Raw genomic sequence first — 26,156 nt, 5'->3', positions numbered from 1 at the left:
ACAGCAGCCACCGCAAGAACGCCATTACCGGGTTTCATGTTTGCCACCGCGCGAGCTTAACGACCATCTGCGGGCATTGGGTCGCGTTCGGTCGTCGTGGTGGCGGTGCGGTCCACGGCCTGTCCACCGCCACCACGACGCCTGGCTCCCGCTGTGGTGTGGGAGAGGCTGCGACGGCCTCGTGTGTGTCGCAGCCCCTCCCGCACGACGGCGGTCATGGGGTGATCACCGCGGCGCCGATGACGGCCTCGTACCCGACTACGACCGAGCGTTCGGCGACGGCCAGGAACTGGTTCCTCCACGGGTCGAGCGCTTCCCGTACCGCGATCTCGTCGCGCCACCCGTAGGTGGGGGTGGTACCGATCAGCCGCTCACCCAGCGGCGTCGCGTACCCGGCGCCGAACACCCATCGGTGACCGGCCGGGGTCTGCAGGACACCCGGCGTCCCCGGATCGCGGACGACCAGGCGCAGATGCTCGGCCACGGCGAGCAATCCGACGCGGGCGTGCACGAGCCCAACCGTGCCCGTGGTCGCGAACGCCTGCTCGAGGTGACCCACCGCCGCGACCAGATCGTCGGCAGGGGTGGGGCTCGGGGCGTCGGCGAGCAGCCGCGCAGTGAACTCAGTCTCGACGGCAAGCGGTTCGGTGAGCGCGAACGTCTGTTGGGCGCGTTCGACGGCCTGTGCCCGGTCGAACGCCGAGAGGTTGCCACATTCCTGCAGCCGGTCGGATGCCCAGACCGTCATGGCGGTGAACGGGTCGGGGTCGTCGTCTCCGACGGGCGGGCCCGCCTTGAGGTCGTCGGGGGCCAGGTCGTCGGGGTCGACGCACCACGGCGCTCCCCAGACACCGGACGCCGAGGTGGGGCCATGGGCGAGACGGCGGAATTGGACACCCGCGGGCAGCCACCGCCGGGCCTCCTCCGGCGACGCTGTTTCGATCCACGTCGTGGCGGCGTCCAGGCCCAGCGGGTGCGTCGGCGCGGCAACCGGCGGTGTGAACTCGACGGGCAAAAGCGCTGTGGTCATGGTGGATCAGACCTCGATTCCGAGTTGTCGGAGTTCGGCTCGCTTGGCCTGCTCCGGGGTGAGTGACGCCGCCGGTCCTCGGCGCTGCGCGGCCTGGTCGGCCTTCTCGATGCGGATCTCCAGTTGCCTTGCGGCGGTGTCGACTTCGCGCAAGAGGTCACACAGCCTCTCGCTCCGCGATGCCGACGCACGCAGGTTCGGGTCTCCGGGTGGCCGCGACCGGCCCAGCAGAGCGGCCAGCGGGGCCGAGTACGGACGCGCCATGTCGACCAACGCGCCCGCCCAACTCCCCGACGCCAGCTCATCGGCGCCAACTGTCGGGGCCGGCGGTCGGGGCGCGAGGTCGGTCAGGTGCCGCACTGCCTGCTTTCGGCCGGCCGAGTCCAGGTGTGCACCTTCGCGCTGGACCCGTTCGGCGGCGTCGATCTCGGCCAGCCACCCGACGATGGTGGAGACCAACTCGCCGTGCACGGCGTCGATGAGATCCGCGACGCGGGGGCCGAACATGTGCGGCGGGTTGCTCTGCCTCGCGGCCCGTTCAGCCAACGGCCCGATGATGTCGGCAATCTCGGCGGTGAGGTCGAACTCCCCGGTGTAGACGGCCGAGAGTCCGGCCCGGCGCCGTGCGCGCAGTTCTGTCTGTGAATACACCGCGGCGTTCGGTGCCGTGCTCGCACCGCGCCGGGTCATCGTGCGCGTGCTCATCGGCGCACCGCCCCGGCGTGCGCGTGCTTGAGCATGTCGGCCAGCGCCGGGATGTGCTCGGGCGAGAGGTTCCCGCGCTCAGCGTCGATCACCCGGCGCACTCGCCAGTACGCCAGCGCGTCCCTAGCTTCGACGATGCGCGGGTCGGTGTCGGGCACACCGCGCGACTTGAGAACGGCCAGCGTGGACGACCAGCTCGACGCTGATCGTGACGCCGGATCGGTTGCTACGAAAGCACTCATGGCTCTAGCAGAGCACATGGTGGTGCGGCGCTACGCCGTTGCGACGTGCTACGGCGTGTCGAATCATGTTTGACTGCAACGTCTTTCACGGCAAAGTCATCGTTTCCAGAGTCCGATTCTGCAGAAATTTTGGGCACGGTTGGCCCCCTGTACCTGTTAGCTCTGACACGCCGTGGTCGGACGGTATTTTCAGGCCATGCGTACACAAATCGGTCGAATACTGTTCAGTGCCATTGCTATTGCTGTCGCGCCGGTCGCGTCGGCGGCGCCGCTCGCGGCGTCTGACACCGTTTGCTCAAGCCCGTGCGCAGCTGTGTGGGCGCCCGGTACCGGCCCGGGCGCTGACGCCGCGGATGACGTGCTGCACCTGTCCGGCATCGAGTACCAGTGACCACCCCGCCAACCACCGACCCACCACGAGAGGACTGACCACCATGACCGCCACCGTCTACCACGTCTGCGATACCTGCGCCCCGGCCATCGTCAACGATGACTACTCCGCGTTCGACCTGCAGGACGTCGACACCGATTACGAGCGGGTCACCGCGTTCGTCGAGCTGGTCGGCTACCTCTGCGAGGCTGGCCGCGTCAGCAAAGCCGGCTACTGGGAGTGCGAAGCGTGCTCACAGGTCTGCATCGGTTCGGCCTACGCGCTGGAGACCGTGGCATGACCGCCGGCATGGGCATCGTGTCGACTGGCGTCGCCGTCCTGCATCGAGCGTCCGGTCGTGAGTTCGGGCTGTGCACCGACCACACGCACGCGCTCGATGACGCCGAAGGCATCGTCCCGATGGGTCCGCTGTTCGGTGAGTTCACCTGCGTCGTCTGCCATCACCAGGCTGGAGACGCCCAGTGAGCACCAACGCCTACGAACCCAACCCGCGCCGGGTGCTCACCGCCCGGTTCCTGTTCTCCAACCCCGAAGAGGCCGCGCGCGCCGCCGCGGTGCTCGATGACCTCGACCTTGGCCAGCTTGCCGCCGAGACCGTGATCGAAGAGAGGATCTGATGGCACGCCGCACCGCCCCGGCCGGGACCGTCGTGGCCTACATCCGCGTAAGCACCGAGGAACAGGCCACCAGCGGCGCCGGGCTCGATGCCCAGCGCGCCGCCATCACCGCCGAAGCCGACCGCCGCGGGTGGACCATCGTTGCCTGGCACGCCGATGAGGGGATCTCAGGCGGCAAGGGCATCGAGCACCGACCCGGCCTGGCCGGCGCCGTCGCCGCCGTCGAGCTCGGTGACGCCGCCGGGCTCCTGGCCGCAAAGCTCGACCGGATCTCCCGGTCGGTGCTCGACACGGCCAAGCTGATGGAACGCGCCCGCCGGGGCGGGTGGGAGCTGGTCACCTGTGACCTGGCCATCGACACCAGCACACCGGCCGGTGAGGCCACCGCCTCGATGATGGCCGTGTTCTCCCAGTTGGAGCGGCGCCTGATCAGCCAGCGCACCCGCGAAGCCCTGGCCGTCAAGCGAGCCCAGGGTGTGCGACTCGGCCGTCCGTCGAGCCTGCCGACCGAGGTCGTCGAGCGCATCCTCGCCGCGCGAGCACGCGGCATGGCCCTGCGCGCCATCGCCGCCGACCTGACCGCCGACAACGTGCCCACCGCCACAGGCGGCAAGTGGCACGCCTCAACGGTGCGCGTCGTGCTCGACGGCCAGGACGCCGCGCGGCTACGTGCCGAGGCAGTCACCGCCTGACCCGACTTCCGTTCTGCCCTTTGACAACTCCACAGTGAGCCCCCAAATCGGCGATCAGCACCGGGCGCCGACACGGGCAGGCCTTCAACAGCGACGGGGCCGACCGCGCGCACCATCTTGCGCAACGCCGGCCCCGTCACGAGCCCACGATCAGAAGCTGCGTCGCGTTGTCCTCTGGTACCCGAGCGGGTCATACCCGCCACCGCTGATGCGCCGGGTCAGCCGCGGATTTATCGGCGTCACGCTGGCCAGACCGGGCCGCCCGCCGAGCCGCTGCTCAATCGGAGATCGGGTGTCGCCGCGGTCCCGCAGACCGCCCCGCGCAGCCGGGTTGGTGAAGGTCACCTGCTGGGCAAGGCTGTGCACCAACACGTCATGCGCGACCACCAGGGCGGCGAGCTGGTCAGGCTGATGCTGGCCGACCTGCCATCCCACCGCGGCGTCCTCCAGCTCGGGCAGGTGACCCGCGATCCGCACCGTGCCGACCTCCAGACCTTGCAGCAGCGCAGATGAGCGCGCCAGCGCATCGCCACCGCCCCGGCCGCTGCCCTTCGGTGGCCACGACGTGACCCTGATCGGGTGGTTCATCCGGTATCGAGCCAGCGCATCCTTGACCACCCGCACATACGTCTCACGAGCTGCGAACCCCTCAACCGCGATCTCCGACGCGCCGGTGTCGATGGCCAGCTCGACCGCAGCTCTGGCCCACTGCTCAGAGGTGAGCGGCGCGCTGGCATCAGCAATCACCGCCACCGTGCCGTCAGAGCTGATCGACGCCGCCACGATGCCGCACGAGTCGCCGCTACCCGAATCTGACGGGTCGACGCCCACCACAGTCCTGATCGGCCGCGGCGGGGCCGCGGGCAGACGCCACGTCTCCAGCCAGTCGGCCCGAATCAGCGTGCCCTCGGGGGTGCTCGGTACACCGAGGTAGAGCGCAGCCCACGCCCGCGAGCCCACCGCCCGCCTGATCTCCTCGAAGTCGCCGACGCTGCGCTCACCGAGCGCCGTCGTCATACCGACGCCGGGCTCACGGTCCAGGGCGTCGGGCACGCCAGGCGTGCTGATCGCGGGCACGTTGACGTGCTGCCAGCGTGTGCCATCCTCGGCTAGCAGCTCGCCGGACAAGTCCTCTTCTGCCCATCTCGTGGCCACGATCACCACCGAGGCGCCGGGATGCAGGCGGGATAGCAGCGACGCGCGAAACTCCGCACTCAATCGGCGTCGGTACGCGGCCGAGTCAGCCTCAACACTGTTCTTGATCGGGTCGTCCACGATCAACAGATCCGCGCCGAATCCGGTTGCACCGGACAGGATGCCACCGGCCAGCAGACCACCGCGACGATTCGCGAGCTGCCATCGGCCGACACTGGCCTTCTCCGTCGACAGCGCGACGCCGAGGACGCCGCCGTGATCCTCGATCAGCCGCCGCGCTGCACGCGAGTGCTCCTCAGCCAGCGAGTCCGAGTACGACCGCAGGATGATCATCGCGTCCGGGTTGCTCGCCAACGCAAACACGGTGCCGACCTGAGAGGTGAGCACGCTCTTGCCCGTGCGCGGCGGCGTGCTGATGATGTAACGCCGGTCAGGGTTGGCCACCGCGTCAGCGATGGCATCCGAGATGAGCGCAATCGTCGGCGTGATTCGGTAACCGGGGATCATCCGTTTGGCCAGCTCGGCCGGTGTCGTCGGTCGGCGTCGGGCACGGTGTGCGGCCAGCGCACGGATGCCGACCAGGGTGCGCAGTGCGGTGCTCATGCCGCCGGCCCCAACGTGATGGCCAGGCATATGAAGTCGCGGCCACCGATCTTGGTTGTGTGCACCTGGCCGCGCTCCACCAACCGGACCAGGCTCTTGATCGGTGGCCAGAACGTCGATGCGGGAAGCTGAGACCGGATCTCGGCCCACCACGCGCAGCCGTCCGGCGTCGCGTGGAGCGCATCGAGAATCGCGGTGTCGAGTTCGTCCGCGGTCGCTGTCGTCGTCACGGTGCACCGCCTTCTGCGGGTAGTTGGTTGATCAGCGATTCGGCCCGGCTCTCGGTGAGGAACCCGCGCTCGGCCTCTGCCCTGATGGCATCGGTGAGCCGGTGCCAGGACAGAGCCACCTGCGCCTCCTCGACGCGCGGTCCCGTCGTCTCGCCACGCGAGGCGAGGACGCCGAGCGTGCCGCGCCACGACGACGCCGGTCGGCTGCTCGGGTGGGCGTATCCGACACAGTTGTCACGATCTGTCGTAGTCACACGCTCAGCGTGTCAAAGAGGGCGGAAATCACCGGGCGGCGAGTAACGCCCAGCACTAGCGGGAACGATGTACGTCGGGAACGTCATCGACAGGGGGATTCAATGAAGATCAGACTTGCGCTCGCCGTAACGGCACTGGCCGCGACCGGGACGGGTCTGGCCGCGACGGCCCACGCCTGGCCGACACCACCGCCTCCAGGGTGCGAGCAGCGGCCGATGATCTCCTACTGCGATGGTCCCATCCAGGCAGACGGGTCATGGCAACGGTGCTTCGAGAACCAGCCGATGTGGAACCAAGGTGTCGGGTACGTCGGCGGGTCCAACTGCTACCAGACCGGCCCCGGTCCCGATAGGTACCCGTGGGCGCCGCAGTACCACATAGGCGGATAGCCGCACTGGCATCGACTCGCCAACGACTCTGCCGTCGAACCATGCAGAGTCGCAACACTTCTCAGTTACAGACCCGTCTCAGGGTGCGCGTCAGGACCGCCGGAACCGGGGCTGAGTGACCCGCTCGCTGACGTTTCCGGGTCGGCAGGCACATCGGGACCACCGCGCGGCTGAGAGCCGTCTACGGTCCCCACAGCCCCGTTATGTTGCTCTCGACGTTTCAGGACAGCGGCCCACTCGGCTACCTCCGCAGCGGTGAGCCCACCGGCCGCGAGCACCTGGCGTGCGATGTCGACGTGCAACGGCCACAACGGATCGTCTGGCCCGGCGACGACGCCGAACAACGCGCGGCACTCGTCGGCCACCGCCTGGTCCAGGTCGGCCGACGACAGCCGGCCTTCGGCGGCATCGCGCGCGACGGCTGCCGCCGACTTGATCACGTCCTCGGTGGTCGTCATGACTCGATCACTTCTCCTTCGATTACGTTGCCCGGCTGCAAGGTCTGCGGCTGACGGGCGCTCAACGCCAACAGCTCAGCCTCCATGCGGTCGATGATTGCCGTCGCCGACTGGTGCACGGTCACGTCAAGCTGTTGGGCGACGGGCACATTGAGCCCGTTCAGCTTGGCCATCTCTGCTGTGGTGTTCCGCAGCTCGCGCATCAAGGGCACGAGCCTGTCGTCGTCACCGCTGGCCCGCGCGTCGAAGATCCGCTCGGCGAGGATCTGCGCCGAGATCTGCAGACGCTCGGTCGCCGACTTGCGTGCACCCTCCACGGTCTCGGGCGGCGTCCGCTCCAGGTGCCGATTCACCGCCGACTGCGCCGCTCCTGCACTGCGGTACCCAAGATGGTCGGCCACCGCTCTCCAGGTGTATCCGAGCGCACGCAACCGGAACGCTTGCTCAGCACGGGCTCGACTGTCTCGATGGGGCATGACGGGTGCCATGTACGCAATTAATACGCATGAGGGGGGAAGCGAGGGCGCGAGCGCGGGTTCGTGCACGGGCGCCCACCGAGGAAACCATGTTGCAGACGTTTGCTGACCGCCCGTTCCGGAAGCCCATGTCGGCGAACCCGGCAAGAGGCTGTGTGTCACCGGTAACGCAGGTAACGCGGATAACGCGCAAAACCTCTCTCCTATAGAGAATTTCTTATCACAATGTTTCAGTCAGTTTTTCTGCGTTACCTGCGTTACCTGCGTTACCTGCCGATGAACAGCCGGCCGCAAACATCACACAGCCTGCGCCTTTGCGCCGCCGATGCCGCTCTCCCGCTTCGCGCTCAAACTGCGTTACCTCTGCGTTACCCCCCCTTGTTACCGCCCTCAAAACGCACCGGGTGCGCGCGGCGAGCCTCAAGCACGCTCGTGGTCAACGCCCGAATCGGTACGCGAAGGGACCGGTAACACGGGTCGGGACGGCAGGTAACGCAGTCGGTAACGCGGTCGGTCAGCCAGCCTTACGCTTGAACGGATCGCCTTCTGCCGTGAGGCCTCCGGTACTGATGGTCTTTTGCTGATCGCCGCCGAACCGGTCCCGTTCGACGTAATCGCATCGGGCACCCATGATTCCTCGGACTACTCGCTCGCCGGTGCCCTTCTTCTGTCCAGGCCTGATCGGGTCATGGTGCATCGCCATGAGCGCCTTCCGAAATGCGTTTTGGCTCATCCGTTCACCCGACTTGTTTTCGATGGCCCACTTGCACCAGACGCGGAACAGCTCAGCGAGCAGCACGTAGTCGTCCTCAGCCCCGATCTCACAGCACTGCGAAACGAACTGGCGCACGTTAGAGAACTCGTCGGCCACCTCCTCGGCCAGCTCCTCAGCGCGGGCACTGACGGCGAACACCCCGCCGGACGCGTTGAGCTGCGCCAGACCGTCTACTGCCCACCGCAGCACTGCACCGAGTTCCTCGGTGACGATCCGGTGTTTGAGGCCGGGATCGTCGTCGTCGGTGCCACGGAACACCCGCGAGGTCTCCAGAATCAGCAGACGGCTGCCCAGCGCGCCGCTGTGGTCGGACAATCGCGGAAGCTCGTTCGCCGATCCGTGCAGGCGCACCGGCAGTTTGACCGACACCACATCCTTGTACTTGCGGTCAATTTGGACCGTGTCGCCGCCGGTGATCGCCAATAACCGGCTCACCGCCAAGCTGGTATCACGCGCCCCGAAGCGCATGTCGGCCATGACCGCGAACGTGGCGCCTCGGTCGTAGGCGTCAGCTAGACCGAACTGCGAGTTGAGAGCCGCGAGGCCCAATTCGACCGAGCTACCCATGAGCGCCTCGGCCACATCGGCAATCAACGACTTCGCACTGCCTTTTGGGCCGACGACGAACATGAACTTCTGCAAGTCGTTTCGTCCCGACAGCAAGTATCCGAACCACTGCTGCAAGCAGATGATCGCGCCTGGATCGTTGGGCCATTGCGCGGTGAGCACACCCATCCAGTCTGTGTCAGCCCAGTCGACCTGATGGCTGTAGTCAGCCTCGATCATCGTCAGCGAGAACCACAGTGGACAGTCCGGCAGCACCTTTCCGCTGGCCACATCGAGCACGCCGTTACGCACACGCACCCAGACCTGACGGTCCGCAGTCGGGTAGGCAGTGCGCTGATCGCCGTACGCGTCGGGTAGCTCCCGTGCACTCGTGCCGGTCCCGGCCGAGAGCAGATCGGCCAGGGCATCCTCCACCATCTTGAGGGTGCGCGTGTCCGGGTTCCAGGCCTTGAGCTTGTCGTAGATCGTCTGGCCCGCCGCGGTGCGCGCCTTCAGGTACCAGAGTCTGGCGAGCGCACCCCGGAGCTGCCCACGCAGCCACTCCGAGTCGGGGCGCGCAATCCACCGCGCCGGCCCGCCGGTCTCGGGGACCGAGTAGTGGTACCAGGTCTGGTCAACACGTACCAGCGTGCGCATCCACGCCCGGCGGGGCTGTCCAGGGATCCGTAGGCGCACGGTGAATAGATGCCGGATCAGCCAGCGGGCGACGTAGGTGGGTGCCTGGGGCGGCGCGATGACCAGACCCTCGTGCACCTTGCGTTGCGCATCAGGCTGCAGCATCTCGTACACCGACCGCGGCACACCGCAAATCCGTGGCTCCGTGGGGGTCTGCGCACTTGCGGCAAGATCGGGGTCGACTACTTCGCGGGCACGCCACAGCTCGAGCTCCGGGTCGATGCCGTCGCCGCCATCCGCGAGATCCTTCGCGATCCAGTCGCGGAACTGTGCGCGGGTGGGCAGGTCGATCCCGCGGTCAGCGACGAACTCAGCGATGGGTTCGACCGGAATCGCCAACAGGTCTGCCACACAAGGGTTCGGCGTCTCTTGACCGTTGTGATCGAGCGGATAGCGGCCGTGTCCGATCTGCTGACGGTTCCATGTCACCAGCGCGTCGGCGAGGTCGCGACCGAACAAGTCGTTGACTCGAATCGTCCCGGGAGTGTCAGTGACGTCAAGCAGGTATGGCCCACTGAGGTGTTCGGCGAGCCCTTCCGATGCCTCTGGTGAACCGGCGCAGGTGACCTCGGAGGACGTAGTATTCACTGTGTTCCTGTTCTTTTGCGGGGATGGGACATTGGGTTAAGTCGCCGCCGGTCTTGGTCAGGGACCGGCGGCGAACCTGTCTCTGGGGGTGGTTCAGTCCTGGTCGCCGGTCGTCACGCGCAGCCCGTCGAGCCAGGCGTCGAGATCAGAAACCCGGTAGCGCACACGGTTGCTCGCGACGCGGATGAACGCCGGGCCGGTACCGGTGCGGCGCCAGACGCGCATCGTCTCCGGGCTCATGTTGATGTAGCGCGCCGCAGCGGGCGGGTCCAGCAGATGGATAACGGTCACGGGATCGGCCACAGCGGGGCTCCTTTGTTGCGGGGGCAGGTAGCGCGCACGTTACTCGGCAGGGCGGCAAGCGGGATGACTGCGCAGAGCTGAAAGGTGTTGTCATACAACGCTCTTGGCGCGACTACTCGCCCTCCAGCATCGCCAGCAGCGCGGCGCTCTTGACCTTCACCCGGCGTGAGCCCAGCTTGACCACCGGCAACCGGCCCTCTTTGGCCATCGTGTAGCCGAACGCGCGGCTCACCCCCACGTACTGCGCCGCGCGCCCGACGCTGATCAACGGCGGCTCCCGGCGCAGGTCATCGAGAGTCGGAACGGTTGGCGAATGTGCAGGCTGTAGTGTCATACCCACCAGCGTGCCTACTTGTGTGGCGAATGTCCAGGACATACACTCGCCATCTCACGCACTGCGAGGCGAAATAGACGAGGAGACCGCCACGGTGACCAAGACACCACCGGCATTACAGCGCGGCGACGTCGAGTCCGTTGACTATGCGGACCCGCCGAAGAAGGGCACAAAGCCGCGCTACCGGACGCCGAAACCTGATGAGCGCGTGGCGATTCGGCTGCATGATCACCCATATACCTACGTCGTTCGGGTCACCGCCACCAAGGGCAACGCACCCGCGCTCGCGGAGCTGACCATCGTGGCCGACGACCCGGGCTCCGAGCCTGTCGACTATGAGGCGCTGCGCTCCGTCCCGGCGCGTCGCCTGGCCTACTCAGCGCGGCAGTGGATCTCCCGCGGCGGTGGCGCGTTCGCGATGCCCGACGATCAGCGCGACACCTTCACCCAACCTGACAACGCTGACGACCGCTTGGTGAAGCTGCCCGACCTGATCGAAAACGCGATTATGAACGGCCTGCCGGTGCGGCCCACTGTCGCCGCACAGCTCGGGGTGGGCACGCGCACCTTGGACCGCATGATCGCCAAGGCCCGCACCGAAGGACTCCTCGACGGCATCGAGATTCCGCGCAGGCCGTCGCCCAAGCAACGAGACACACTCACCGCCCGCCGCAACCAGGAGAACAATCTATGAGCGCTGCCGACGCCGACCGTTCCAAGCGCACCCGCCGCGCGGCGCCGATCACCAAACACACGGCGCAGAACGGGACCAAGAGCTATTGGTTTCAGGCCGACGTGGGCACCAAGCCGGACGGCTCTCGCGACCGCCGCAGATTCACCTACCGCACCCTGACGGAGGCCCGGAAAGAGTGGCACCGGATAACTGCCGAGGTGGCCGCAGGCACCTACGCCAAGGCAACGACGCTGACGGTGGACGAGGCATGTGACCAGTGGCTTGCCGGTCGCCGGGGCGTGCGTCGAGTCACGTTGGAGGGCTACCGCAACGACCTCAAGCCGGTGCGCCGTCACCTCGGCGGCAAGAAGTTGCAGCAGCTCACTAAGGCTGACGGTGACAGCTTGGTCGAATGGATGCTCACGGCCGGTCGGCAGTCGCCACGGCACTACCGCCCTGAGTCGCTGGCCGGTCGGGTGGCAGCCGTTATCGCGGCCCACCCCGAAGGCATCTCGTCGCGCGAACTCGCGGCGGCGTTCCCCGCTGATGACGTACATACGTGCCTGTCGGGGCTGGTTCGCGCCGGCCGGGTCGCGCGACCGCGACGGGCTGTTTATGTCCTGGCCGCACAGCCCCCAGGCGGTGAGTCCGACGACCTCGGCGGCGTCGGTGTGGTCTCGGTGCGCTCGACGCTGACCCGGTTCACCGCGGTCGTGCAGTCTTTCGTAGATCAGGGCGTCCTCCCCCGCAACGTCATCGCCCTGGTCGAGCGCCCGAAGGACGGCCATCGGGATGACAGCCAGGCCCGCGAAGTCGGCGAGTGCGAGCGCACCGCGAAGTCGTGGACTGTGGCCGAGGTGCAGCAGTTCCGCGAAGCGGCGCGGGGTCATCGCCTCTATGCCTGCTGGCTGTTGAGCATGTACGGGCTGCGGCGCTCCGAGGTGCTGGGACTGCGGTGGTCGGATATCGACGGGGAGATCCTGCGCATCCGGCAAGGCCGGGTCGCGGTAGGTACCGAGACAGTCGAAGGTGCGCCGAAGTCGCGGCGCTCTCGCCGGGATCTGCCGCTACCCGGCGAATTGACCGAGGCTCTGCGCAGTCTCAAGACTCGTCAGAAGTCGGAGGCGTTGGCGCTCGGCGTCGAGTGGTCTGATGACCGCCTGATAGCGGTGCAACCTGACACCGGGCCGGTGCGTCACGAATGGTTCTCCGATGAATTCCACCGCCTGCGAAAGGCAGCGGGGCTGCGCCGAATCCACCTCAAGGGGCTGCGCAATACGTCGGTGTCGCTGATGCTCGACCAGCACCACCCGGTGCACATCGTGGCCGCGTGGCACGGCCACGATCCGGCGGTGTCGCTGTCGATCTACTCCGACGCCAAGGCCGATGAGCTCAAGGCGGCGAGCACTGCCCTGTTCGGCTGATCCGCCTTCCGGCACGCTGGCGGCAACCGCCGAAACACCTTGGCAAGTTATTGGCAAGCTGGCGTCATAGTGAGTCTCGACTCCTAGAGCGAGAAACCCGCTCCGACACTGGTCAGAGCGGGTTTTCGATGGTCGGGCTGACAGGATTTGAACCTGCGACCACTTGACCCCCAGTCAAGTGCGCTACCAAGCTGCGCCACAGCCCGCGGTGCCTTCCGGGATCGCCGGCAGGCGGACGAAACTCTACCTCAGCCCCACGCTGAGATCCCAACTGCCCGGCCGTCGAGTGCAAACCATGTGGTTGTCCCACTTTCATTTGACTTTGACAGCGCCCCGGAGAGAACACCTCATCAGCCCTATTCGTCGGCATCCGAGCGGTCGATAATCGACGACTAGGGGGGTCACGGAAGGGGAAGGAACATGGCCGAGGCCGCTCTGTGCACAGTTTGGGGAGAGCCCGTACCCGGACGGGAGAAGCTGGCCCTCGAAGTCTACGGCGACTCGATGAAGTACTGGGCCCGACTCCAGAAGGAAGGGAAGATCGAGGGCTTCGACATCACGGTGCTCGCGCCGACTGGTGATATCACTGGATTCCTTGTGGCCAAGGGAACCACGGACCAGATCGACGCGGTGCGCCACACCAAGGAGTTCCAGCAGATGCTCAGTCGAGTGCGACTCGTGGTTTCACACCTGCGGATCGCCGACGCATTCGTCGAAGACGGACTTGCCCAGATCATGACGCAGTACCAGGAGGTGGTCGAAAAAGCGGAGTGACGGCGTACCACTTGCGCGGAACTGACGGAGGTGGCGCCTCCTCCGCACGCTGCCGCGGTTACAGAGCCTCTTTCTGTAGCTCCGGATGCAGCCCGTACAGGCAATCCAAACAGCAGAAACGGTCGCTGCCGGCGACATACGGCCAGCGCTTCCCATTTGGGGGAACGCGGCGGCAGTTCGCGCACCGGCTCATCGGCCCCAACAACACGACACTCATCACTACTCCAGGCACGCTTTCACCACCACAGGCCTCCTGTGATGGACGGGGGTCTGCGATCGGGTGACGCTCTGCTCTGCACACCGCGCACGGCCCATGACTGTTCGCTGGCATACCCTCGCGTGCGGTAGTTAATCACGCGGTTGTCAATCACGCTGAGAACGCGTTGCCGCGCGCTTTCGGCCGTAGCCTCGATGCGGTGGCCCCCGCGCGCGACGACACTCCCCTGTGGCTGTTCGCCGACCAGCTCGGGCCGGCCGTGCACGGCGGCGAGCACGCCCACCGCGAGGTCCTGCTCGTCAAGGCCGCCTCCGCGTTGCGCAAGCGTCGTTACCACCGCCAGAAGCTGCACCTGGTGCTCTCGGCACTGCGGCACGCCGACCGCGACCTGGGTGAGCGCGCCACGCTGGTGCAAGCCGACACCTATACCGATGCGCTGAAGCGCTTCAAACGACCGGTGCTCGTCCACCAGCCCACCTCGCACGCCGCCGAGAAGTTCGTCCACCGCCTCAAGGAACAGGGCTTGGTCGCCGATGTGCTGCCCACGCCGACCTTCGCCCTGTCGCGCAACGACTTCCAGGAGTGGGCCGGGCAGCGCACCCGCTTCCGGATGGAAGACTTCTACCGCGACCAACGCCGCCGCTTCGACGTGCTGATGAACGGCGCCGAACCCGTCGGCAACCGGTGGAACTACGACGAGGACAACCGGGAACCTCCCCCGAAGAAGCAGCCCACCCTCGGCGCGCCGGCACCGTACCGGCCCCGCGAGGACGACATCGACGAGCAGGTCCGCCGCGACCTCGACGGCATGGACCTCGACACCGTCGGCGCGGACGGGGCCCGCCTGTTCGCCGTCACCCCTGCCGAGGCGAAGCGGGCGCTGTCCCGGTTCATCGAACACCGGCTGCCGCTGTTCGGTCGCTTTGAGGACGCCATCATGGGTGAGGACTGGGCGATGGCGCACTCACTGCTGTCGGTCCCCCTCAACCTCGGCGTTCTGCATCCACTGGAGGCGGTGGAAGCCGCCGAGCGCGCTTACCGGGACAAGCGGGCGCCGCTGGCCGCCGTCGAGGGATTCATCCGGCAGATCCTCGGCTGGCGCGAATACATGTGGCACCTGTACTGGCACTTCGGCCCCGACTACACAGACCACAACGAGCTCAAAGCGCGCACCCCGCTACCGGCCTGGTGGTCGGAGCTCGACGCCGACGCCGTCACTGCCCGGTGCCTGCACCACGCGCTCAAAGGGGTTCGCGACCGTGGCTGGACGCACCACATCCAGCGGCTGATGATCCTCGGCAGCCACGCGCTGCAACGCGGCTACCGGCCCGACGAGCTCACCGAGTGGTTCGCCACCGCCTACGTCGACGGCTTCGGATGGGTGATGCCCACCAACGTGGTCGGAATGAGCCAGCACGCCGACGGTGGGCTGCTGGCCACGAAGCCGTACACCTCCGGCGGCGCCTACATCAACAAGATGAGCGACCACTGCGGCGACTGTGCCTACGACCCCAAGAAGCGGCTCGGAGACGACGCGTGCCCGTTCACCGCCGGCTATTGGGCATTCAGCCACCGGAACCGCGACCGGCTGGCCAAGAACATGCGCACCCGCCGTGTGGTGTCGTCGATGGAGCGGCTCGGCGACCTCGAGTCCGTCATCGAGCAGGAATCAGCGCGCGACCGGTTCTGACGCCGCGTCGGCGGCCGCCGTCTCCGGTGCGAACCTCGGGCCCCGCGACGTGCGCCACGCGTAGATCACCAGGGACGCCCATGCCACCACGATCACCGAGTAGATGGCCGTCGACCACGGCCACTGAATGTCGAAGAAGTGCACCAGTTTCTGGCTGTTGGTCAGCACGATGACACCGCCCACCGCGCTGCCCAGCAGCGCCGGGCTGACTTTGGTCACCAGCCACGCCGCGAACGGTGCGGCGATCACCCCGCCGACCATGAGTCCGACCACCACCGGCCAGTTCTCCAGGAACTCCTGCCGCAGCCCGATCAGGAAGCCCAGCGACGCCGACACCGCCACCAGGAACTCCGACGCGCTGACCGAGCCGATCACCGTCCGCGGCGCGGTCTTGCCTTGCGACAGCAGCGTGCTGGTGGTCACCGGACCCCAGCCGCCTCCGCCCGACGCGTCGATGAACCCGCCGAACAACCCCAGCGGGGCGAGGAACTTGACGCTGTGATTGGTCCCCCGCGCCAGCGTCAACGGGGTGCGCAGCGAGAACCGCAGCAACACGTAGGCGCCGATCGCGACCAGGATCGCGGCCATCAGCGGCGCCGCGTGCTCGGTGGACAGCGAGGAGAGCACGGTGGCGCCGAGGAACGCGCCGACCGCGCCCGGCCCTCCCAGCTTGGCGACCAGCGCCCAGTCGATGTTCTTGAACTTCCAGTGCGACACCCCGGAGGCGAACGTGGTGCCGACCTCGGCGAGATGGATCGCGGCGCTGGCCTGGGCGGCCCCGACGCCGGACAGCACCAGCAGCGTCGTGGCGGTGACACCGAACGCCATGCCCAGTGCACCGTCGACCAGTTGGGCGCCGACACCGACAAGCGTGAAGATGAGAAGCGAACGCATGGCTGCTTTCGGAAGCTGCGGTCACCGCGTGACCGGACGGACGGGTGGGGGCGTCAGGGACGCGGACAACACCACTCGTCGAAGGCCATCAGCCGACGCGACGGCCAGAAGGGCTCGAGCGCGGACACCTCGGACGGCGCCGGTGCGCACAGCACACGATCAACCATCGAGGATCCCATCGTCGAGTTGTACTCCTAAGCTCCGCACAGGTTACACGGTCAGCAGTCGATACAACCCGACGAGGCCCACCACGACGATCACGGCGCGCAACGCGTTCGGCGACAGCCGGCGCCCATAGTGCGCGCCGAGGAACCCGCCGACCAGTGAACCGATCGCGATCAACCCTGCCGCGGCCCAGCTGATCCGGTCGAACGCCACCACGGTGTAGGCCACCGCGGCGACGATGTTGACGATCAGCGACAGCAGGTTCTTGGCCGCGTTCATCCGCTGCATGTCCTCGGGCAGCAGCGCGCCCATCGCGGCGATCAGAAGGATCCCCTGAGCCGCGGTGAAATAGCCGCCGTACACCCCGACCGCGAACGTCGCGGCCACCAACGCGGCCATCCGCGCTGCCGACACGTGGTCGGCGGACCGGCCAGCGGCCTCGGCGCGCTGCCTGGCCCAGTTCTGGATGCGGGGACCGACCACCACCAGCGCGAGAGCCACCACCAGCAACACGGGAACAACCGTGGTGAACACTTTCTCCGGCAGGTGCAGGAGCAGCCACGCCCCGCCGGCCGCACCGATGAACGAGGCCGGGATCTGCCAGCGCAGCCGGTGCCACTGCCCGCGCAGTTCGCGCCGGTATCCCCAGGTTCCCGACACTCCGCCGGCGACCAGGCCGACGGCGTTGGACATGGTCGCCGTCACCGGCGGGAAGCCCAGAGTCACCAGCGTCGGGAACGTGATCAGCGTCCCGGAGCCGACGATGGCGTTGATAGCGCCGGCGCCGACCCCGGCAAGCGCGATGAGGACCATGTCGAGTGCGGACACTGGGCTCACCCTAACGGCGGGGCATCCGGCCAAACCTGCGCAGTGCCGCGGCGGCGTCAGTACAGTCCGAGGCGGCTGCGACTTTGGGGGAAGCATGGCCGAGGACCGGTGGTTGCTCGAGCTGCGAATTCACGGCGTCAACAACACCAAGCCGGAGGCGATGCTCGGGCTCGACCTGCGCGACGTCGAGAAGGTCGCCGGTGACAAACTCGGCAGCTTCTGGCGTCCGACGGCCGCCGGGCGCGCCAAGTCGCACTTGCGCGCAGACATCGAGCGCGAGGCCTACTCGTGGGGTGAGATGGCCCGGACCTCACTGGGCGCCGGTTCCGGCGTCAGCCGCGTCGCCGGTGCGCTCACGCGGACGGGTTGGGCGCTGCTGCTGCCGTTCGGTCTGGTGAACGTCGCCTACTGGACCCGGCGGGTCGACGACGGGCCGAACGACCGCACCGACGGACAGCCCCAGCGGCGCAGCCGGTGGGGCCACGGCGCCGCCACGCTGCGGGTCGCGGCCCTGCTGCTGACCGTGCTCATGGCGGTCACCGCGTCGACCGTCGTCCTCGACCTGGTGGCCGTGCAGTGCTTCGTCGGTCAGACCAAGGTGTGCGGGGGGCTGCCGACATTTCTCGATGTGCTGGCCCGGCTGGGGCAGCCGCGAAGGCTTGCCGTGCTCAGCCTGGTTCCGGTCGCGCTGATCGCGGGGCTGCTCGCACTCAGCGCCGCGACGCGGGTCCGCTACGAACAACCCGAGTCCATCGGCCCGGTGTCGCACGACCGGATCGGCGTCACGCCGGCGAGCCTGCGCACTCCCGGGGCGCCGGGGCGGTCCGAGGCCGAAGCGGCGACCGCGGAACCGGGCTGGCCGTTGCTGTCGGTGGCAGGGTTCTGGAGCCATCGCCGGATCACCGGGGTCACCGCGCGACTGCATGTGGCCGCCACCGCCACGGTGGTGTCCATCGCCACGGCGATGCACATGCTGTTCGGCGTCGACTCCCCACCGCATCCCGCAGTGCAGATCGCGGTCGTCGTCGCGGGAATCGTCGTGCTCATGCTCATCGTGGTGAGCCTGATCAAAGCCGGGGACTACGCGGTGGACGTCCGGGTCGGGCTGGGTCCCGGACGCGACGGGACGCGATCCTGGCCGCAGTGGCCCGCGGTGATCGCCGCGCTGTTGTTGTTCGGGTGTCAGTCGACGGTCCTGGCCACGGTGTACGGACACACCGAACCCGAGATCCGGCACCTGTTCGGAAGTTCGGCCGTGCCGACGCTTCTGCTGGCCACCCTGATCGCGATCGGACTGGCCGCGTCGTTGTGGCGTCTCACCGCGGCGACCGGCCGTCGGCACCTGCCGTCGGTGGCGGCTCTCGTCCCGTTGGCGCTACTGGTCTGGATGATCTTGGAGCACAACGATTTCCGGCGCACCATCGCGGCTGCGCTGATCGTCGTGTCGCTGGTCGCGTTCCTGGCGGTGAGGTCCTGGCTGATCGCGCACCCGCCGCCGGACCGCGGCCCGGCCCCGAGCGACACGGCGTGGAACGGTTCGGCGCCGGGGGTCTTCCTGCTGCTGGCCACGCTGGTCGCGATGCTGCTGTCCAGCGCCGTGGCCACCGCGGCGGGCAACTGGCTGAACGGCGCCAACACCGCGGCGTCACTGGCCGACGGCGTGAAACCGGTTCGCGGCCCGGCGGATTCACCCCTGCCCTGCTGTTCCGCCGAGTTGGCCTCGCCCAACCTGGAGGTGCCGCTGCCGTATGTGTGGTTCGGCGCCGCCTGCCTGCCGATGCTCCTGGTGCTGCTCGTCGGGGTGATCCCGCCGGTGTGGACGTCGTTGCGCTGGAGTGCCCTCGAACCACGCGAGGGAGGGCATCCCGCGTCCGCCACCGCCGAACCGCCCCGGCCCTCCGTTCTGCAACGGCGTCGGACCGCCGCCATCGCTCACCGCGCGGAGGGCTACGTGATGCTGCTGGTGCTCACCGGTACGAGCGGAATGCTCGCCGCGATCGGGGTGTCGGCGTGGCGGGGGCAGAACGTCGCCGCGCTGCGGACCGCCCTCGACCTCGGGATGCTGGTGCTCGCCGGCAGTGGGGTCACCCTCGTCGTGCTCACGGTCGGCGGAAGCCTGCTGGGCGGAGCCCGTCCGCTCGGGCTGGCGTGGGATCTCATGTGTTTCCTGCCGCGCGCCGGGCACCCGTTGGCGCCGCCCTGCTATGCCGAGCGCGCGGTGCCGGAACTGATCGAGCGGTGCCGCGTCTGGCTGACCTCACGCGAGGCCCCGGCCCAGACCGTCGCCGAGCGGCAGATCGTCCTGTCGGCGCACAGCCTGGGATCGGCGCTCGCGGTGGCAGTCCTGCTGTCGCCGCGGATCGCCGACAAGTCCCGCATCTCGCTGCTGACCTACGGCAGCCAGCTGCGCGCGTACTTCAGCCGTATCTTCCCGGAGTTGCTCGGCCCGAACGTGCTCGGCGTCCAGGCGTGCGCGTCGAGCAGCCTGTGGACACCGGACCCGTGGTCGCACGAGATCGAGGCTCACCCGCGTCGGTTCGGCGCCGACGAGGTCATCGGCGCCTCGCGCAGCGAGTCCGTCGTCGGCCGGCTCTCGGCGGACGGCAGGCTGCGGTGGCGAAACCTGTGGCGCCGCACCGATTATCTCGGTTTCCCGGCGTACGGCTACCCCGCCAATCCGATCGACCGGTTCGCGGAGGAAGTCGTCCGGGTCGACTACCTCGCCGAGGTGCAGACCCACAGCGACTACCCGCGGGCGCCCGCCTACTGGGCCGCCCTAGCCGAACTGCTCGCCGACGAGCCGGCCCCACCGCTGCCGGACGTCACCGACGTCACCGGCGGGACTTAGCGCCCCTCTTCTCCCGGACGCGCACATTGATCCTGATCGGACTGCCCTCGAACCCGAACGTCTCACGCAGTTTGCGTTCCAGGAAGCGGCGATAGCCGGCCTCCAGGAACCCGGTGGTGAACAGCACAAAAGTCGGCGGACGCGCGGTCGCCTGGGTGGCGAACAGGATCCGGGGCTGCTTACCGCCGCGCACCGGTGGCGGCGTCGCGGCGACGACCTCCTTGAAGAACGTGTTGAGCCGGCCGGTCGGCACCCGGGTGTCCCAGGACCGCAGCGCGGTCTCCAGTGCGGGCACCAGTTTCTGCACCGCGCGGCCGGTCTTGGCCGAGATGTTCACCCGCGGCGCCCACTGCAGTTGCGCGAGCTGCAGATCGATCTCACGGTCGAGCAGGTAGCGACGGTCTTCGTCGACCAGGTCCCACTTGTTGAACGCCAGCACCAGCGCCCGCCCCGCCTCGATCACCATCGACAGCACGCGCTGGTCCTGTTCGGTCAGGGGCTGCGACGCGTCGACGAGCACGATCGCCACCTCGGCGGCGTCGATCGCGCCATGGGTGCGCACCGAGGCGTAGAACTCGTGGCCGCTGGCCTGCCCGACCTTGCGGCGCAGACCCGCGGTGTCGACGAAACGCCAGAGCTTGCCGTCCATCTCGATCAGCGAGTCGACCGGGTCCACGGTGGTTCCCGCCACGTCGTGCACCACCGACCGCTCGTCGCCGGACAGGCGGTTCAGCAGCGAGGATTTGCCGACGTTGGGCTTGCCCACCAGCGCCACCCGGCGCGGACCGCCGCCACCGGCGCCGGCCACCTCGGAGATGGTGGGCAGCGCGTCGACGACGACATCGAGCAGGTCGGCGACGCCGCGGCCGTGCATGGCGCTGATCGAGTGGGGCTGTCCCAGCCCGAGCGACCACAGCGCCGCCGCATCCGCTTCGCCCCGCTCGTTGTCGACTTTGTTCGCGGCCAGGAACACCGGTTTCCCAGAGCGCTGCAACAGTTTTGCGGCGGCCTCGTCGGCGGCGGTGGCGCCGACGACGGAGTCGACCACGAAGATGATGGCGTCGGCGGTGCGCATCGCCACCGAGGCCTGCTCGGCGACCAGCTGCTGCAGGCCTTTGGCGTCGGGTTCCCAGCCGCCGGTGTCCTGCACGACGAAACGCTGACCGGACCAGCTCGCGTCATAGGACACGCGGTCCCGGGTCACGCCGGGGACGTCCTGCACCACCGCCTCGCGCCGGCCCAGGATCCGGTTGACCAGCGTCGACTTTCCGACGTTGGGCCGCCCGACCACGGCGATCACCGGCGGCGGCGCGGAAACCTCCTCGATCGCGTCCGCGACCTCTTCGGCGCCGATCTCCCAATCGCTCTCCTGCGACCAGGTGCCGTCCTCGCTCATCGGGTGACCCCAGCTTTCTGTTCGACGAGCCCGGTCAGGTAGGTCACGACCTCGGACTGGTTCATGGTGCTGGTGTCCACCACCAGCGCATCGTCGGCGGCGCGCAACGGCGACACCGCACGGGTGGAATCCAGGTGGTCGCGGCGCCGGACGTCGGCGAGCACCGCCTCGTAGTCACCGGGCAGACCCGCGGCGACGTTCTGGTCGTGACGGCGCCGGGCCCGCTCCTCCGCCGAGGCGGTCAGGAAGATCTTGACGTCGGCATCGGGCAGCACCACGGTGCCGATGTCGCGGCCCTCGACCACGACACTGTCCGGCGCCGAGGCCAATTCACGTTGCAGTGCGACCAGCCGGGCCCGCACCGCCGGTACGGCCGAGACCGCCGACACGGCTTTGGTGACGGCGTCACCGCGGATCTCGAGCGAAACGTCCTCGCCTGCCAGATAGGACCGGTCCTGAGCCGGATCGCTGCCGACCGCCAACTCGACGGTCTGCGCGACGGCCCCGACGGCCGCCGCATCGGCCGGATCGACCCCTGCGCGCAGCACCGCCAGCGTCACGATGCGGTACATCGCGCCGGTGTCGAGGTAACGGGCATTCAGCGAAGTCGCCAAACCCCTTGCCACCGTGGACTTTCCGGTCCCGGCAGGCCCGTCGATCGCGACCACCACCGAGGGGCTCACAATCCCACCGCCTTGTACAGTTCGCCGATCTCCTTCTGGGTCAACGGCCGGATGCTGCCGGGACGCTGATCACCGAGGGTGACCGCGCCGATGTCGGTGCGCACCAGTTCCTGCACCGGGAAGCCGACCTCGCCCAGCAGCCGCCGCACGATCCGTTTGCGGCCCTCGTGCAGCGTCACCCGCACCAGCGTACGACCGGGCACGGTGTCTACCACCGCGAAATCGTCGAGCCGGACCGGCCCGTCGTCGAGCTCGATCCCGTCACGCAGCTTGCGGCCCAACCCCTTGGGCACCGAGCCGAGCACCGTCGCGACATAGGACTTGGGCACCTCGAACGACGGGTGCATCAAGCGGTGCGCCAGTTCCCCGTCGTTGGTCAGCAGCAGCAGGCCCTCGGTGTCGGCGTCCAGCCGCCCGACATGGAAGAGCTTCTTGTTGCCGCGCACCCGGTGCTCCACCAGGTCGCCCACGCAGGGTCGACCGCGGTCGTCGGACATCGTCGAGTGCATGCCGCGGGGCTTGTTGATCGCCAGGTGCACCAGGGTGTCGTCGATCGAGATCCGCGATCCGTCGACCCGGATCACCGAGGCCGCGGGATCCACCCGGGTTCCGAGCTCGGTGACGATCTGCCCGTCCACCTCGACCCGGCCGTCCCGGATCATCTTCTCCGCTACTCGGCGGGATGCAATTCCGGCCTGGGACAACACCTTCTGCAGGCGGACCCCGTCGTCGTCTGTCATTCTCAGTCCTGATCCACATCGATGGCGGCCGGCGCCTCGGGGGCGGACGCGCCGTTGAGTTTCATGAAACGCGGCTCTTCGCTGAGGGTTTCGCTGATGTCGTCGATCACGTCGACGTCGGGAAGCAGAGGTGCGATGTCGGGCAGGTCGGTCAGCGACGTCAGCCCGAGCCGCTCGAGGAACAGCTCGGTGGTGGCGAACGTCGCCGCCCCGGAATCGGCGTCGGTGCCTGCCTCGGTGATCAGGCCGCGGGCCAGCAGGGTGCGCATGACCGCGTCGACGTTGACGCCGCGGACCGCGCTGACCCGGGCGCGGGTGACCGGTTGCCGGTAGGCCACCACCGCCAGGGTCTCGAGTGCGGCGCGGGTCAGCCGGGACCGCGCACCGTCGAGGAGCAGTTTCTCGACGTAGGGGGCGTACTTCGAGCGCGTGTACATCCGCCATCCGCCCGCCGCCTCCCGCAGGTCGATGCCGCTGTCGCGGGCGGCCAGCGCGGCCGCGAGCTGCTGCAGCCGCTCGGCCACGCGCGTCGACGGCTGCTCGGTGACGCCGGCAAGTGTGTCCACTGTCACCGGGGTGTCGACGACCAGGAGCAGCGCTTCGAGCACCGAGTCCAGCTCGTCGTCGTCCAATTCGGCGGCCGGAACCTCGTCGCTCTCGTCGGTCGCGTCTGTTCCGGGGTCGACATCGGTTACCGCCTCAGGCGCAGTACCGGTCGAAATGTCGTCTGTCATAGTCTTTTCTATTCCGCGTCAGCGGTCGCCAACTGTTGGCTGCTCGGCCGCTCTCCGGTCCATGAGATCTGGAGCACGCCAAGCGCCTCTGGCTGCTCGAATGTTACCGCCCGCGCCCGGTACAACTCGAGGAGCGCGAGGAACCGTCCGACGATTTCCATCGGTACCTGGCAGTCGGAGACCAGTTCGGAGAACGAGGCCCACTGGCCGATCCCCCGCTGTTCGAGCAGCGCGATCAGGTTGGCGGCCTGTTCGGGCACAGAGACCGACACCTGGTGCAGATGGTCGGTGCCGACCGTCGGAACGGGGCGGGGCGTGAACGCCGCCGCCGCGATCTCGGAGAAACGGGCGGCGTCGACGCCCAGCATCACCTCGGGCAACAGGTCGGAGTAGCGGTCCTCCAGCGACACCGCGCGCGGGTAGCTGCGCAGCGCCGCGCTCTCCAGCTCGGCGAACATCTGCGCGACGTGCTTGAACGCCCGGTACTGCAGCAGCCTCGCGAACAGCAGGTCGCGCACCTCGAGCAGAGCCAGGTCCTCCTCGTCGTGGATCTCGCCGGCGGGCAGCAGCCGGGCCGCCTTCAGGTCGAGCAGCGTCGCGGCGACCACCAGGAACGAGGTGGTCTCGTCGAGGCCCAGCTGCGGTCCGATCTCCTTGGTGTAGGCGATGAACTCGTCGGTCACCTTGTGCAGCGCCACCTCGGTGACGTCGAGCCGGTGGCCGAAAATGAGTTGCAGCAGCAGGTCGAACGGGCCCTCGAAATTGCTCAGGCGAACCTGGAAACCGGCCTGGGTCTTCGCGTCGGTGGGCTCCTGCGGGGTCCTTGTCTCGCTCACGCGCCGAACCGGTGGATGACCTCACGCGCGAGCGCTCGATATGCCTCTGCACCAGCAGATTTCGGTGCCCACGTGGTGATAGGCTCGCCGGCCACACTGGTCTCCGGGAAGCGCACGGTGCGGGTGACGACGGTGTCGAACACCAGATCGCCGAACCGCTCCACCACGCGGGCCATCACCTCCCGCGAGTTCACGGTGCGGGGGTCGTAGCGGGTGATCAGGATCCCGCTGATCGACAGCTTCGGGTTGAGCCGGTCGTGCACCTTGTCGACAGTGTCGGTCAGCAGCGCCAGCCCGCGCAGCGAGAAGAACTCGCACTCGGTGGGGATGATCACGCCGTCGCTGCACGCCAGCCCGTTGACGGTCAGCAGACCCAGCGAGGGCTGGCAGTCGATCAGCACGTAGTCATAGCGGTCCAGCACCGGATACAGCGCGCGGGCCAGGGTCTGCTCCCGGCCCACCTCGTTGACGAGCTGGATCTCAGCCGCCGACAGGTCGATATTGCTCGGTACCAGATCCAGGCCCGACACCCGGGTCTTGATCAACACCTCATCGATCGACACCCTCGGCTCGACCAGCAGGTTGTGCACGGTGTGCTCGAGCTCGTAGTGCGGCACGCCCAGGCCGGCTGACAGCGCGCCCTGCGGGTCGAGGTCGACCAGGAGCACCCGCCGCCCGTACTCGGCGAGGCTGGCCCCCAGGTTGATCGTCGACGTGGTCTTGCCGACTCCGCCCTTCTGGTTGCACATCGCGATGACCTTGGCCGGTCCGTGCGACGTGCGGGCCGCCGGTTCGGGGATCTGCCGCGGGAGGCGGCCGGTCAGACCTGGGGCCGGTTCGGGATCCGGGGCCAGCGGGGCCCCAGGTGCGTCCACGGGACCGCCCGTCGGGTCGGTCATGCCGGACCTTCGCTGGTCAGGCAACCTGCAGGCATGGCGGACATCCGGGCAAGTTTAACGGGGAGCGACGAATCGGTGAGGCAGACCCGCAGGCAACCTCGGATCTGTCGCCTAATCTGACCGCATGAACGCGCTACAGCGGTGGGCGCGGCTGGCCCGGGGCATGCCGTCGTTCGTGCGCACCGGCCAGATCGGCGACGGCCGCGAGAACGCCTGCGCGGCCTATGTCGAGGCCCACGCCCCACATGGCGACGTCGATGCGGCGCTCGCCGCGATCGACACCTTCGCCCGACGCGAGGCGATGCTGGTCAACATCGGTGACGAGAAAGGCGTACTGCTCGACGCCGCGGTGCACCGGGCCGCGCCGACTCTGGTGCTCGAATTGGGCACATACTGCGGCTACAGCGCTCTGCGCATCGCGCGCGCTGCGCCGTCGGCGCGCGTGCTGTCAGTCGAGTTCTCGGCCGCCAACGCCGAGGTCGCGCGGCGGATCTGGGCCCACGCCGGGGTGGCCGACCGCGTCACCTGCGTGGTGGGCACCCTCGGCGACGGCGGGCGCACCCTCGACGCGCTCGCCGGCGAGCACGGGGTCTCCCCCGGCAGCGTGGACCTGTTGTTCATCGACCACGATAAGAAGGCGTATCTAGCGGACCTGCTCAGCGTCGAGCAGCGCGGGTGGCTGCACCGAGGCTCGATCGTGGTCGCCGACAACGTGCGCATCCCCGGCGCCCCCGGCTACCGCCGCCACATGCGCGATCATCAGGGCACCCGCTGGAACACCGTGGAACACAAGACCCATGTCGAGTACCAGACGCTGCTTCCCGACCTGGTGCTGGAGTCGGAGTACCTCGGCGCCTGACCGGCGCCGGC

General features: G+C 68.2%; 30 protein-coding genes and 1 tRNA gene. 11 read left to right on the top strand and 20 right to left on the bottom strand.

What is annotated here, in order from left to right; genetic code table 11:
- Window positions 1-214: 214 nt before the first annotated feature.
- Genes KXD97_RS22330 through KXD97_RS22320 form a run of 3 tightly spaced genes read right to left on the bottom strand, consistent with a single transcriptional unit; the run spans window position 215 to window position 1,977 of the window.
- Window positions 215-1,030 carry a hypothetical protein gene (locus KXD97_RS22330; protein ID WP_260752494.1) on the bottom strand — a complete coding sequence of 272 codons (816 nt, stop codon included), beginning with the start codon at window positions 1,028-1,030 and terminating at the stop codon, window positions 215-217.
- Between the two features lie 6 nt (window positions 1,031-1,036).
- Entirely contained in the window at window positions 1,037-1,735 is a 699-nt protein-coding gene (locus KXD97_RS22325; protein WP_260752493.1) for a hypothetical protein, read from the bottom strand.
- Window positions 1,732-1,977: a hypothetical protein gene (locus KXD97_RS22320; protein WP_260752491.1), complete on the bottom strand. Its 246-nt coding sequence runs from the start codon at window positions 1,975-1,977 to the stop codon at window positions 1,732-1,734. Before KXD97_RS22320 ends, KXD97_RS22325 begins: the two co-directional genes overlap by 4 nt.
- A gap of 434 nt (window positions 1,978-2,411) precedes the next feature.
- On the opposite strand from KXD97_RS22320, the gene KXD97_RS22315 reads away from it, so the two are divergent.
- From KXD97_RS22315 to KXD97_RS22300, 4 genes are read left to right on the top strand one after another with little or no spacing between them, the layout of a single operon-like run.
- Window positions 2,412-2,648 (top strand): hypothetical protein, encoded by a 237-nt coding sequence (locus KXD97_RS22315; protein ID WP_260752490.1) that lies wholly within the window; start codon window positions 2,412-2,414, stop codon window positions 2,646-2,648.
- Complete coding sequence (locus KXD97_RS22310; protein WP_260752488.1) at window positions 2,645-2,833, top strand: hypothetical protein; 189 nt, start codon at window positions 2,645-2,647, stop codon at window positions 2,831-2,833. Before KXD97_RS22315 ends, KXD97_RS22310 begins: the two co-directional genes overlap by 4 nt.
- Window positions 2,830-2,985, top strand: coding sequence for a hypothetical protein (locus KXD97_RS22305; protein ID WP_260752482.1), 156 nt, complete (start codon window positions 2,830-2,832; stop codon window positions 2,983-2,985). Before KXD97_RS22310 ends, KXD97_RS22305 begins: the two co-directional genes overlap by 4 nt.
- A complete protein-coding gene (locus KXD97_RS22300) occupies window positions 2,985-3,677 on the top strand; it encodes a recombinase family protein (protein WP_260752480.1) in 693 nt (230 codons plus the stop codon). The genes KXD97_RS22305 and KXD97_RS22300 overlap by 1 nt, the downstream gene beginning before the upstream one ends.
- A 150-nt stretch (window positions 3,678-3,827) precedes the next feature.
- Here the strand turns inward: KXD97_RS22300 and KXD97_RS22295 are convergent, their stop codons facing one another.
- Genes KXD97_RS22295 through KXD97_RS22285 form a run of 3 tightly spaced genes read right to left on the bottom strand, consistent with a single transcriptional unit; the run spans window position 3,828 to window position 5,919 of the window.
- On the bottom strand, window positions 3,828-5,435 hold the full coding sequence (locus KXD97_RS22295; RefSeq protein WP_260752479.1) for a terminase large subunit domain-containing protein: 1,608 nt from the start codon (window positions 5,433-5,435) through the stop codon (window positions 3,828-3,830).
- Window positions 5,432-5,665, bottom strand: coding sequence for a hypothetical protein (locus tag KXD97_RS22290; protein ID WP_260752478.1), 234 nt, complete (start codon window positions 5,663-5,665; stop codon window positions 5,432-5,434). The genes KXD97_RS22295 and KXD97_RS22290 overlap by 4 nt, the downstream gene beginning before the upstream one ends.
- Window positions 5,662-5,919 carry a hypothetical protein gene (locus KXD97_RS22285; protein WP_260752476.1) on the bottom strand — a complete coding sequence of 86 codons (258 nt, stop codon included), beginning with the start codon at window positions 5,917-5,919 and terminating at the stop codon, window positions 5,662-5,664. Before KXD97_RS22285 ends, KXD97_RS22290 begins: the two co-directional genes overlap by 4 nt.
- 102 nt (window positions 5,920-6,021) lie before the next feature.
- On the opposite strand from KXD97_RS22285, the gene KXD97_RS22280 reads away from it, so the two are divergent.
- The gene (locus KXD97_RS22280; RefSeq protein ID WP_260752474.1) at window positions 6,022-6,309 is read left to right on the top strand and encodes a hypothetical protein; all 288 of its coding nucleotides are present in this window, start codon (window positions 6,022-6,024) and stop codon (window positions 6,307-6,309) included.
- A gap of 65 nt (window positions 6,310-6,374) precedes the next feature.
- Here the strand turns inward: KXD97_RS22280 and KXD97_RS22275 are convergent, their stop codons facing one another.
- The 5 genes from KXD97_RS22275 to KXD97_RS22255 all read right to left on the bottom strand — a co-directional run bounded on the left by KXD97_RS22275 (window position 6,375) and on the right by KXD97_RS22255 (window position 10,485).
- The gene (locus KXD97_RS22275; protein ID WP_260752473.1) at window positions 6,375-6,767 is read right to left on the bottom strand and encodes a flagellar hook-length control protein; all 393 of its coding nucleotides are present in this window, start codon (window positions 6,765-6,767) and stop codon (window positions 6,375-6,377) included.
- Window positions 6,764-7,168, bottom strand: coding sequence for a hypothetical protein (locus KXD97_RS22270; protein ID WP_260752471.1), 405 nt, complete (start codon window positions 7,166-7,168; stop codon window positions 6,764-6,766). Before KXD97_RS22270 ends, KXD97_RS22275 begins: the two co-directional genes overlap by 4 nt.
- A 589-nt stretch (window positions 7,169-7,757) precedes the next feature.
- Entirely contained in the window at window positions 7,758-9,719 is a 1,962-nt protein-coding gene (locus KXD97_RS22265) for a phage/plasmid primase, P4 family (RefSeq protein WP_260752469.1), read from the bottom strand.
- 222 nt (window positions 9,720-9,941) lie between these two features.
- A complete protein-coding gene (locus tag KXD97_RS22260; protein ID WP_260752468.1) occupies window positions 9,942-10,151 on the bottom strand; it encodes an AlpA family transcriptional regulator in 210 nt (69 codons plus the stop codon).
- Window positions 10,152-10,263: 112 nt separating this feature from the next.
- A complete protein-coding gene (locus KXD97_RS22255; RefSeq protein ID WP_260752467.1) occupies window positions 10,264-10,485 on the bottom strand; it encodes an AlpA family transcriptional regulator in 222 nt (73 codons plus the stop codon).
- Between the two features lie 94 nt (window positions 10,486-10,579).
- Between KXD97_RS22255 and KXD97_RS22250 the strand changes: the two genes are divergently transcribed.
- On the top strand, window positions 10,580-11,179 hold the full coding sequence (locus tag KXD97_RS22250; RefSeq protein ID WP_260752465.1) for a hypothetical protein: 600 nt from the start codon (window positions 10,580-10,582) through the stop codon (window positions 11,177-11,179).
- Window positions 11,176-12,582 carry a site-specific integrase gene (locus tag KXD97_RS22245; RefSeq protein ID WP_260752464.1) on the top strand — a complete coding sequence of 469 codons (1,407 nt, stop codon included), beginning with the start codon at window positions 11,176-11,178 and terminating at the stop codon, window positions 12,580-12,582. Before KXD97_RS22250 ends, KXD97_RS22245 begins: the two co-directional genes overlap by 4 nt.
- Window positions 12,583-12,711: 129 nt before the next feature.
- On the opposite strand, the gene KXD97_RS22240 is transcribed toward KXD97_RS22245, so the two are convergent.
- Window positions 12,712-12,788: transfer RNA gene (locus tag KXD97_RS22240), tRNA-Pro, on the bottom strand.
- A 214-nt stretch (window positions 12,789-13,002) separates the two neighbouring features.
- On the opposite strand from KXD97_RS22240, the gene KXD97_RS22235 reads away from it, so the two are divergent.
- Both KXD97_RS22235 and KXD97_RS22230 read left to right on the top strand, forming a co-directional pair.
- On the top strand, window positions 13,003-13,356 hold the full coding sequence (locus tag KXD97_RS22235) for a hypothetical protein (protein WP_260752462.1): 354 nt from the start codon (window positions 13,003-13,005) through the stop codon (window positions 13,354-13,356).
- A gap of 416 nt (window positions 13,357-13,772) precedes the next feature.
- Window positions 13,773-15,263, top strand: coding sequence for a cryptochrome/photolyase family protein (locus tag KXD97_RS22230; RefSeq protein ID WP_260752461.1), 1,491 nt, complete (start codon window positions 13,773-13,775; stop codon window positions 15,261-15,263).
- On the opposite strand, the gene KXD97_RS22225 is transcribed toward KXD97_RS22230, so the two are convergent.
- Both KXD97_RS22225 and KXD97_RS22220 read right to left on the bottom strand, forming a co-directional pair.
- Window positions 15,243-16,157, bottom strand: a complete 915-nt coding sequence (locus KXD97_RS22225) for a sulfite exporter TauE/SafE family protein (protein WP_260752460.1) — start codon at window positions 16,155-16,157, stop codon at window positions 15,243-15,245. The two genes, KXD97_RS22230 and KXD97_RS22225, sit on opposite strands and share 21 nt — an antisense overlap.
- 210 nt (window positions 16,158-16,367) lie before the next feature.
- Entirely contained in the window at window positions 16,368-17,135 is a 768-nt protein-coding gene (locus tag KXD97_RS22220) for a sulfite exporter TauE/SafE family protein (RefSeq protein WP_260758115.1), read from the bottom strand.
- A gap of 109 nt (window positions 17,136-17,244) precedes the next feature.
- On the opposite strand from KXD97_RS22220, the gene KXD97_RS22215 reads away from it, so the two are divergent.
- Entirely contained in the window at window positions 17,245-19,998 is a 2,754-nt protein-coding gene (locus tag KXD97_RS22215; RefSeq protein ID WP_260752457.1) for a hypothetical protein, read from the top strand.
- On the opposite strand, the gene der is transcribed toward KXD97_RS22215, so the two are convergent.
- The 6 genes from der to KXD97_RS22185 are packed head-to-tail and all read right to left on the bottom strand — an operon-like array spanning window position 19,982 to window position 25,286.
- Complete coding sequence (gene der / locus KXD97_RS22210; RefSeq protein ID WP_260752456.1) at window positions 19,982-21,394, bottom strand: ribosome biogenesis GTPase Der; 1,413 nt, start codon at window positions 21,392-21,394, stop codon at window positions 19,982-19,984. The two genes, KXD97_RS22215 and der, sit on opposite strands and share 17 nt — an antisense overlap.
- On the bottom strand, window positions 21,391-22,077 hold the full coding sequence (gene cmk / locus KXD97_RS22205) for a (d)CMP kinase (protein WP_260752455.1): 687 nt from the start codon (window positions 22,075-22,077) through the stop codon (window positions 21,391-21,393). Before cmk ends, der begins: the two co-directional genes overlap by 4 nt.
- Complete coding sequence (locus KXD97_RS22200; RefSeq protein ID WP_260752454.1) at window positions 22,074-22,817, bottom strand: pseudouridine synthase; 744 nt, start codon at window positions 22,815-22,817, stop codon at window positions 22,074-22,076. The genes cmk and KXD97_RS22200 overlap by 4 nt, the downstream gene beginning before the upstream one ends.
- A gap of 2 nt (window positions 22,818-22,819) precedes the next feature.
- Window positions 22,820-23,551, bottom strand: a complete 732-nt coding sequence (gene scpB / locus KXD97_RS22195) for an SMC-Scp complex subunit ScpB (protein ID WP_260752452.1) — start codon at window positions 23,549-23,551, stop codon at window positions 22,820-22,822.
- Between the two features lie 8 nt (window positions 23,552-23,559).
- Complete coding sequence (locus tag KXD97_RS22190; protein ID WP_260752450.1) at window positions 23,560-24,387, bottom strand: segregation/condensation protein A; 828 nt, start codon at window positions 24,385-24,387, stop codon at window positions 23,560-23,562.
- On the bottom strand, window positions 24,384-25,286 hold the full coding sequence (locus KXD97_RS22185) for a ParA family protein (RefSeq protein ID WP_260752449.1): 903 nt from the start codon (window positions 25,284-25,286) through the stop codon (window positions 24,384-24,386). The genes KXD97_RS22190 and KXD97_RS22185 overlap by 4 nt, the downstream gene beginning before the upstream one ends.
- Window positions 25,287-25,410: 124 nt before the next feature.
- On the opposite strand from KXD97_RS22185, the gene KXD97_RS22180 reads away from it, so the two are divergent.
- The gene (locus tag KXD97_RS22180; protein WP_260752448.1) at window positions 25,411-26,145 is read left to right on the top strand and encodes an O-methyltransferase; all 735 of its coding nucleotides are present in this window, start codon (window positions 25,411-25,413) and stop codon (window positions 26,143-26,145) included.
- The last annotated feature ends 11 nt before the right edge of the window (window positions 26,146-26,156 follow it).

Source organism: Mycobacterium sp. SMC-8 (assembly GCF_025263565.1).
Lineage (GTDB): Bacteria > Actinomycetota > Actinomycetes > Mycobacteriales > Mycobacteriaceae > Mycobacterium.
This window is presented reverse-complemented; position numbering and strand designations above follow the sequence as displayed.